The following is an 848-nucleotide window of genomic DNA, read 5'->3' on the forward strand; positions in this document are numbered from 1 at the left end:
AAGCTGCCGGCAGAACACAATCAGATTTACAAAACCAAACCAGAAAACATCACCCTGTCGATCAACAAGGATGGTGATTTGTACTGGAACGGCAGCATGAAATCGCTGGGCGGCCAGGATGCCCTGTTTGACAAGCTTGCGTTAGAAGCAGTCAAGATCCCGCAACCGGAGTTGCATATCCGCGGTGATCAGAATGCCCGTTACGAGTTTGTCGGCAAAACCATCCTGACGGCACAACGTGCCGGTATCGCCAAGGTTGGCTTCGTGATTGAACCGCCACCACGGAACTAAGACAGTAGGGTGCGCCGTGCGCACCTCAAAGCAAGACCTCTCAACACAGAGACACAGAGACACAGAGAAGGGCAAGAGGAGAAGTTGATCGCAGCTCGTCTCACCTGATCCTCACCTGGTCATTACGCGCAGCATGTATTAAAAAGCTTTTCTCTGTGGTTTTCCTCTGTGACTCTGTGCCTCTGTGGTGAAGATTTTTGGTTTTGCAGGTAAATAATTCGTGAAGGAAGCATTATGGGTATGCAAATGGGTTCCGGCGGTGGTTCAGCCGATCCGGAAGTGATGATAGAAATGAACATGACGCCTTTGATTGACGTCATGCTGGTGTTGATCATCATGTTGATCATCACCATTCCAATTCAGAATCATGCTGTGAATCTGAACTTGCCGACAGGTCCATCGCCACCACCACCAACACCACCTGTGGTAGTTGATATTGATGTGGACTTTGATGGTACCGTGGCCTGGAATGGCACGACAGTCAACAGCGCTGAACTCGAAGCCAAGCTGACCGAAGCCGCTTCACAGAAAGATCAGCCTGAAGTGCATCTGCGTCC

The 848-nt window shown here is 50.4% G+C and carries 2 protein-coding genes; both read left to right on the plus strand.

Features of this window, described 5'->3' with window-relative positions; translation table 11 throughout:
* Positions 1-291: ExbD/TolR family protein (locus ACO0LF_RS31335; protein WP_423021308.1), on the plus strand; the 291-nt coding region annotated here is incomplete at its 5' end.
* A 234-nt stretch (positions 292-525) separates the two neighbouring features.
* Positions 526-848 (plus strand): ExbD/TolR family protein (locus ACO0LF_RS31340; protein WP_423021310.1); only part of this gene is annotated, 323 nt, incomplete at its 3' end.

Source organism: Undibacterium sp. Di27W, assembly GCF_049340345.1.
GTDB lineage: Bacteria > Pseudomonadota > Gammaproteobacteria > Burkholderiales > Burkholderiaceae_D > Undibacterium.